The sequence below is a fragment of the Phyllobacterium trifolii genome, from assembly GCF_014192095.1.
In the GTDB taxonomy this organism is placed as follows: domain Bacteria; phylum Pseudomonadota; class Alphaproteobacteria; order Rhizobiales; family Rhizobiaceae; genus Phyllobacterium; species Phyllobacterium trifolii.
Map to the genome: position 1 here is coordinate 1 of NZ_JACHXN010000051.1, position 6,644 is coordinate 6,644.

A 6,644-nucleotide genomic window follows, 5' to 3' on the forward strand; every position below is an offset into this window, starting at 1 on the left:
GTTTTCCGATTTGATATCCGATCTGGATCCGCAGGAATATTCAGGCAGCGCTCTCAGATCGGTGGAAAAATTCTTTCTCAACAGGGGCTGCAACTAGGTAATGGGAGATTTGAAGATACTCGTTTGAATGTTCGCATTGCGCAGATACTAACGAATGGCACGGTTCCAATGGACGGATTGCGAATTTCGTTCTTATACGCGTGTCGCGGTAAGTACTTTTGAGGGGCAGTTTTACCGAACCTGTGTGCTAGTTCAGTAGCCACATCCACGGACAATAGGAGCGTTGCGCAATGGCACCCCACGGCTCGGACAATCCATCTCACAAGCCTGACCACGGGCTGCGTCCCGACTTGGTCGCTGGACTCACGGCGGCGGCGGTTGTCCTGCCCAAAGCCATGGCCTATGCGACGGTCGCTGGCCTGCCAGTCAGCGTAGGGCTTTACACTGCCTTTGTTCCGATGATCGCCTATGCCCTTCTGGGCACATCGCGTGTCCTGAGCACCAGCTCAACTACCACTCTGGCGATACTCACCACCGCGGAACTGGCTATGGCGGTGCCTGACGGAGACCCCGCAAAGCTGATCACAGCGACTGCGACCCTGACTGCCCTGACCGGAGTCCTGCTTGTTCTCGCTACTATCCTTCGTCTCGGGTTCGTTGCAAATCTGATTTCAACGCCGGTACTGACCGGCTTCAAGGCCGGCATCGGTCTGGTGATCGTGCTTGATCAGGTGCCGAAGCTCTTCGGCATCCACATAACGAAAGAGGGCTTTCTCCGCGACGTGCTTAGCCTCGTCCAGCATCTTCCCGAGAGTTCCCTTGTCACTTTGGCACTCGGAGCGACGGCGCTGGTCGTGCTCCTGATTACAGAGCGTATCTGGCCACACTCGCCGGCACCGCTGGCGGTGGTCGCCGCCGGCATCGCCGCTTCCTGGTTTGGCGGTCTGAGCGGTGCCGGCGTGGCAACGGTCGGCCTCATTCCCCAGGCTTTGCCCTCCATAACGCTCCCAACCCCAGACCTCGTGATTATGCTGCTCCCCGGGGCCATCGGGATAGCGCTAATGAGCTTTACGGAGACGATTGCCGCCGGCAGGGCTTTTGCTGTCCCGTCGGATCCGCCGATCAGGGCGAACCGGGAACTTCTCGCTATTGGCGCGGCCAACCTGTCTGGCGCTTTCTTCGGAGCCATGCCCGCCGGCGGCGGGACATCGCAGACGGCGGTGGTGCGCTCCGTCGGAGGGCGGACGCAGAAGGCATCTCTCGTCACAGCTGCTGCTTCTGCGGCAACCATGCTGGCTCTGGCCCCGCTGTTAGGGCTTCTGCCGCAGGCTGTGCTCGCGGCGATCGTGATCGTCTATTCAATTGGATTGATCCAGCCGCTCGAATTCGCATCGATCCGCAAGGTGCGAACAATGGAGTTCCGATGGGCGCTCGCGGCCTTCCTTGGCGTGCTCGCTTTCGGTACGCTTCAGGGCATAATCGTTGCGATCGTGCTGTCGCTGATTGGCCTGTCCAGTCAAGCGGCGCGTCCGCGCATCCACGTGATCGGCCGCAAACGCGGGGAAGACCTGCTGCGCCCAATATCGCCGGAGCACCCGGATGACGAGATCTTCGAAGGTCTTCTGATCGTGCGTCCCGAAGGAAGACTCTTCTTCGCTAACGCCCAGCAGGTCGGCGACCGAATCCGCGAACTCGTTGCCAAGAACAAACCGAGCGTCCTATTGATCGACTTCAGCCGGGTCTTCGATATCGAGTATTCGGCGCTGCAAATGTTGATCGATGGCGAACGTCGCTTCGCGGAAGAGGGAGTCGCGATATGGCTCGCCGGCCTCAATCCGGATGTGCTTGACTACGTCCGGAGGTCCGGCTTCGCCGACCACGTTGGTAAGGATGGCATGTTTCCCACCGCCGAAGCCGGCCTTCTCCGATATCTCACTTCCTCCCGGGCCGCTACCAAGGATGGTTGATACTCGGACTGCTCGCATGCATCGCAAGGTGGAGGCGAGATCGAAAAAAGCGAAAACAGAAAAATGCCGGCCGTGCGATCGCTTATGATATTTTCGGAAGCGCGTAACGCCAGTTGAGTTTGCCCGCGACGCCGGCTGCATAAGATTAACAGATAATTCTGTCCGCTGAACCACTGGAAGACGTCTGAAAGGAGTAATCCTATGCGAACAGAGTTTGAAGAGGGCCCGGAAGATGAGAAGGAACCGCCCCTTTATCTCTACGAGTTGGAATTTCTGGTTGGGCTAGCTATCACCATCGCGATTAGTCGGCTTTTATATTTAGGGGATTTGCGAGCAGACGGACCCAAAAACGCTGTTCACGCGATAGACTCCGTGTGGTGGCTGAACCAACGCGGAACAAAGTCTTTTTCGCGTAGTTGCATTCCTGCCGAGACCGTCCGGCTGTGGCCCTGATCCCCTTTGGGGACAGGCTTGGATCAAGAACGCCCGATAGTGAGGTGACGTCATGAGAGAACACAAGGAGTCTTATGTTCCGTATCATGTCCGATACGAAATAAGGCCGCCCAAGGAGGACGGCCCCTATCTTCGGCGCGGCGCTGAATGTGCGGACGCGATCGAGGAGATGTTCAAGGATCAGATCGCCCTTCCTTTCAACCACCTCACCTGTATCCGGGTGCATGAGAAGGCCAGGGAAGCCGGTTGGCAGGATCAGGAGATACGCAAGGCCGATGCTTACCAGGTCGCAGGATCTGACGGAGAGGTCATCGACTATCTGGACGAGTTCTGGCGCTGAAAAATGAGGCCCGAACGGGCCTTCTGATTGCCCCACCGGCTACGGACTGACCGCTGACTAACGCGCCCTTCCCGACTTTCGACCGAGCCCCATGGTCCTGGCAAGGCGGGAGCGAGCCTCGGCGTAGTTCGGTGCGACCATCGGGTAGGACGGATCAAGATTCCATCTCTTGCGATATTCTTCGGGCGTGAGATCAAAGGAAGTCTTCAAGTGACGCTTCAGCGATTTGAACTTCTTGCCGTCTTCCAGACAAATTATGTAATCGGGTGTGACCGACTTTTTGGGGTTCACTGCAGGTACGGGGCTCGGCGAGGCAATTGCCGTCTCTTCGTTTCCAATCGCTGCCCCCGATAAAGCGGCATGCACGGTGTTGAGCAACATCGGCAAATCCGCGGTAGGTATTGCGTTATTACGGACGTAAGCCGCCACCAACTTGGCCGTCAGGTCGACCAGCTTGCCCTTGTTCGACGCGATATCGAATTCTTCGATGGTCATCCATCAATCTCCCGCAAATCAAATATCTAAATCGTCAACCAAGACTGCGCTCCTGCCGAGGCCAAAGCAACGTTGTCATGAAGATCGCATAGGCGATGGCGACCAGTATATAGGTCACCCGGGTGGAAAAGGACTCGGCGGCAGACCCCGGAAGCGGTGACACACCCGTTCCGAATACGAGGAGGAAGATCGTCAAGGCACCCGCGTAAAGTTTGGCGGCCGGCGCATGCATGGCAGCACGACCGCCAAATACCAGGCCGGCCAGCAGTACCAAGAGAAAGAGGAAAATGAGGGACGGTCGTACCTGAAGCAGCCCGAATGCGACGGACGCAGCTACGCCTCCGGTGATATTGGTTATCACGAGCCCCAAGGCGGCGCGCGTGCTGGCCGCGACGTCGAATTGGGACAGCAGTGACACGACTGTTATCGGAATGACGATCGCCGTAGCCAGCCCTTCGCGTGTCAGACAGGCAACCACCGCGATCAGCAGTATGGCGGTGTTGGCTGCAGCGTAGCGTGCGGCACGCGGATATGTCGTCGCTGTCGCGACCTTGAGAGTGGGGCTACCTGTATCTGGTATAAAAACGTATGCCAGCCACATCAAAAGCATTCCGGTCACCACACCCTGAACCAGGATCATAAGAATGGTGTCGCCAAGGTCTTCGTTCAGAATTGTGAGTAGCGGCACCATAACCGCAATGACCAGCACGAGAAAGACTGTGGGTCCGCCCTTACCGTTCGCCTGCTGGTAGAAACATCCAAAGTAAATCAGTCCGAGCAGGAGCAAGAGAACGGGCGGCCTGTCGCCGGTCAGAACCGTTACGAATTGCAGAAATGCTCCGACGACAAGAATCAGCACTGTGACTGCCAACGCCTTTTGCAACGGCATGGGGCGGGAACTCGAGATCAGAAACTGTGCCGCAAACAATGGCCCAAGGAAGGGGATGATAGCCCCCGAATAGACCGACCAGGAAAAGCCGACCGCAACGGCAAGCGCTATGCGCAGACCCTTGCGCTTTACATTGACGCGGTCCTCCTCGTGCAAAAGAAGCGTATCAGCTGACATAGGTCAGGACCGAAAGAATCCGGATCCAGATGCTGCCGAGCGCATTGGTGATCGGATGGTCTCCGGTGTAGATCACCACATTGGCCTGCGAACCATATCGCACGCCCTTGGGCCGCCCTTCGTCGAGAACCAGGCGGATGGGAAAGCTCTGCGGTGCTCGCACCCATCCAGTGTCCGTGGAAATCTTCGGCAGGCCTGTCGCGGGGTCGACACTTCCCTGGGCCACCCCCATCCCGATGCCTTCAACCGTGGCGGCGAAAATCTGACCCGGGAGAACATCGAAAAGCACCTCCGCACGGTCGCCCGCGGCAACCATCTCGAGGCTGTTTTCCTTGAACGCAGCCGTGATCCAGATCGTGCCGGTATCGATGAAGGTCATCGCACTCTCGCCAGCGCTGAGCATACCTCCGACGGAAAGCTGGAGATTGGTGACGACGCCTTCCGCCGGGGCTGAAACCGTCGTGCGCAGCAGATCAAGCTGGGCTTTTTCAAGCGCCGCGAGCGCCTCCTGCAATTGCGGATTGTCTTTTCCTGCGGGCCCAAGCTCCTCCCGGGCCCGCGCCAGGTCAGCTTCGGCTGCATCGACGCCGGCATTTGCCTGATCCAGCGCGGCCTCGGCCTCATCATGTTTGGCCTGGGCGTAGATACCGCGCTTGACAAGTTCCACAGCGCGGGTGGCTTGATCCTGGACATTGACCCGGACTGCCTTCGACTCCACCACCTTGGCCTGGGCGACATCAACGGCCGCCGTCGAAGCGCCGATCGTCTGACCTACCCCTGCCAGGCGTGCTTCCGCCTCTGCCACGGCAATCCGGTACTGTTCCGGATCCAGTCGAAACAGCATCTGGCCGGGCGTCACGGCACTGTTGTCAGTCACGCCAACTTCAATAACCCGCCCGGTAACCTCCGGCGCTACGCCAACGACATAGGCACTGACGGTCGCCTGCGAGGAAGAAGGCGTGCGCCGCTCCATGAAAACCGTCACGACAAACAGAAGCAAAGCCACCAGAAGCACGGTAATTGCGACCGTGCGCTGCGGGTTTTTCTCTTTCAGAGGCGCGCCCATAGTATTTGGGGCATCATCGCGAGGGGCCCCAGTTGCATCTGACGCCATGACGTTTCCCCCTCAGTCACGCGGCCGCCGCGTTGGAAGGCAATTTAGTCCTAAGCGGCCGCCATCGCAAGCAAGCCGATGCGACATCACGCTTGTCCATTGGCCGGAGAAGCGCGCACCAATCACACACGTTTGCATCTGTCTTGCAGAACGGCCGAAACAGGTAAATAGTTAGCTGGAGGACCGAGCTATCTGGATCCGGATTGGCTGGGAAGGGGGCAGCAAAATGCAGCCGAACGTCACAATCCCTCAGCGCGCGCCGCCGCTTTTGAGAATGCTCGATTCAGTGCTTCAAATCGGACTCGTGGGGTTGCTGATCTTTGCCTGCAGCCGCATCATATTGCCGTTCACTGGTATCCTGCTCTGGTCGGTGATCCTCGCGGTCATGCTCTATCCTTTGCACCAACGCCTGGTCGTCCGGGTCGGCAATCGCTGGTCGGCGACGTTGATCGGGCTCGTCAGCGTTGCGCTAATGCTGGTCCCGTTGGTCATGGTAGTGACGTCGCTCGGATCTTCCATACTGGAGTTCGTCTCGGGCTTGCAGGACAGAACCCTCACAGTGCCGCCGCCGCCGCCATGGCTTGCCGACTTCCCGGTGGTCGGCCAGAAACTGACCGACACATGGGTGCTCGTCGCGACAAACATGCCAGCGGCGCTTGCCAAGTACGGCAAAATGCTCGGTGGAGTTGCATCATGGCTGGCGTCGTTCGCGGGCGGTCTGGCCGCCGGTCAACTGTCGTTCGTACTATCGTTCGCAGTGGCCGCCGTGCTTATCGCCTATGGTGAAGGCGTTACCGAATTCGCCACTCGACTGTTGGAACGCATCACCGGCAGCAAGGCGCAAGGCCCCCGGCTGGTTGCGATGACTGCCGCTACGATCCGGGGTGTGGCGGTCGGCGTCGTCGGCGTAGCGGTCATCCAGTCGTTGCTGATCGGGATAGGCTTTTTCGCCATAGGTCTTTCGTCAGCGGGCATCTTGACGCTCGTGGTGCTGTTGTTTGCCATCGTGCAGGTGCCGGCGTTGCTGGTGACACTACCTGTCATCGCCTATGTTCTTGCGACGGAAGCGACCACGCCGGCGATCATCTTTTCAATCTGGACCGTTATTGCCGGCCTCAGCGACAACCTCCTCAAGCCATTGATGCTCGGCCGCGGGCTTGAAGTTCCGATGCCGATCATACTCATTGGCGTGATTGGCGGCATGATCGC

The 6,644-nt window shown here is 58.6% G+C and carries 6 protein-coding genes; 3 read left to right on the plus strand and 3 right to left on the minus strand.

The window, feature by feature from the left end; translation table 11 throughout:
- The first annotated feature begins 290 nt into the window (after positions 1-290).
- Entirely contained in the window at positions 291-1,967 is a 1,677-nt protein-coding gene (locus FHS21_RS30170; protein WP_183665824.1) for a SulP family inorganic anion transporter, read from the plus strand.
- A gap of 505 nt (positions 1,968-2,472) precedes the next feature.
- Positions 2,473-2,760, plus strand: a complete 288-nt coding sequence (locus tag FHS21_RS30175; protein ID WP_183665826.1) for a hypothetical protein — start codon at positions 2,473-2,475, stop codon at positions 2,758-2,760.
- Between the two features lie 57 nt (positions 2,761-2,817).
- On the opposite strand, the gene FHS21_RS30180 is transcribed toward FHS21_RS30175, so the two are convergent.
- The 3 genes from FHS21_RS30180 to FHS21_RS30190 are packed head-to-tail and all read right to left on the minus strand — an operon-like array spanning position 2,818 to position 5,435.
- On the minus strand, positions 2,818-3,255 hold the full coding sequence (locus tag FHS21_RS30180; RefSeq protein ID WP_183665828.1) for a Ros/MucR family transcriptional regulator: 438 nt from the start codon (positions 3,253-3,255) through the stop codon (positions 2,818-2,820).
- Between the two features lie 34 nt (positions 3,256-3,289).
- Positions 3,290-4,321, minus strand: coding sequence for a DUF2955 domain-containing protein (locus FHS21_RS30185; protein WP_112532273.1), 1,032 nt, complete (start codon positions 4,319-4,321; stop codon positions 3,290-3,292).
- The gene (locus tag FHS21_RS30190) at positions 4,311-5,435 is read right to left on the minus strand and encodes an HlyD family secretion protein (RefSeq protein ID WP_112532272.1); all 1,125 of its coding nucleotides are present in this window, start codon (positions 5,433-5,435) and stop codon (positions 4,311-4,313) included. Before FHS21_RS30190 ends, FHS21_RS30185 begins: the two co-directional genes overlap by 11 nt.
- 226 nt (positions 5,436-5,661) lie before the next feature.
- Here FHS21_RS30190 and FHS21_RS30195 point away from each other — a divergent pair.
- The coding region (locus FHS21_RS30195; protein ID WP_183665830.1) for an AI-2E family transporter at positions 5,662-6,644 on the plus strand (983 nt) is incomplete at its 3' end.

What these genes read in the sequence shown, in the direction of transcription:
- FHS21_RS30185 (WP_112532273.1), bottom strand. Translation starts at nt 4,321, where the DNA reads ATGTCAGCTGATACGCTTCTTTTGCACGAGGAGGACCGCGTCAATGTA.
- FHS21_RS30175 (WP_183665826.1), top strand. Translation starts at nt 2,473, where the DNA reads ATGAGAGAACACAAGGAGTCTTATGTTCCGTATCATGTCCGATACGAA.
- FHS21_RS30170 (WP_183665824.1), top strand. Translation starts at nt 291, where the DNA reads ATGGCACCCCACGGCTCGGACAATCCATCTCACAAGCCTGACCACGGG.
- FHS21_RS30180 (WP_183665828.1), bottom strand. Translation starts at nt 3,255, where the DNA reads ATGACCATCGAAGAATTCGATATCGCGTCGAACAAGGGCAAGCTGGTC.
- FHS21_RS30190 (WP_112532272.1), bottom strand. Translation starts at nt 5,435, where the DNA reads ATGGCGTCAGATGCAACTGGGGCCCCTCGCGATGATGCCCCAAATACT.